Origin of the sequence: Mesorhizobium sp. M0478 (assembly GCF_040321305.1) — a bacterium.
GTDB lineage: Bacteria > Pseudomonadota > Alphaproteobacteria > Rhizobiales > Rhizobiaceae > Mesorhizobium.
In genome coordinates, this window is record NZ_JAMYRH010000043.1 from 1 (window position 1) to 798 (window position 798).

The window sequence follows — 798 nt, forward strand, 5'->3', positions numbered from 1 at the left end:
GGGCGTCGTGGCCTGGGCGGCGGCGAGCGGGATTGCCGACATTTCGGACGTGGCGTTGCTTGGCCGGCTGCGCAATGCAGGACCATGGCTGCAGCAGTTGATTGGGCACCTTTTGAAGCGCGAGGATGCAGGTTTGGCCAAAGGCCGGCTGGTTCGCATCCTCGATGCGACAGCGGTTGCCAAGGCCGGTGCGTATGAGAAGAAGAACAATGGTCTTTGGCGCATGCACTGCGCCTTCGAGCTTGAGCGCGAGCAGTTCGACTTCATCGAGATCACCGACCAGAGCGAGGCCGAGCTGATCGACCGCGTGCCGGTGGTGGCGGGCGAGATCCGCATCGGTGACCGCGCCTATCTGCAGGCCGAGCGGATCGCCAAGGTGATGGCGCAAGGCGGCGATGTTGTTGTGCGCGCGTCGTGGAAAAACGCGCGATGGCTCGACGCCAACGGCAGGGCGTTCGATCTCATCGGCTACCTGGAGAGCTGCCGGGAGGAAGTCTGCGAAACGCCTGCCCGGCTGGCACTCAAGAAGGGCGAGCCTGTGAAGATGCGCCTGATCGCCTTGCGCAAATCCGAGGCCGCGGCACAAGAAGCGCGGCGCAAAATCAACAAGGAAGCCAGGGCCAAGGGCAACAAGGTTCAACCGCAGACGCTGATTGCGGCCGGCTTCGTCCTGCTTGTGACCTCGCTTGACCGGGAGGAGTTTCCCGCCGATACGGTCCTCAAGCTCTACCGCATGCGCTGGCGCATCGAGCTCGCCTTCAAGCGCCTGAAGAGCCTGATCGGGCTGCGCTCTCCTCC

The 798-nt window shown here is 63.8% G+C and carries 1 protein-coding gene; it reads left to right on the forward strand.

All coding sequences use genetic code 11. From position 1 onward, the window contains the following. On the forward strand, window positions 1–798 hold a 798-nt coding region (locus NKI64_RS32100), incomplete at both ends, for a transposase (protein ID WP_352672090.1).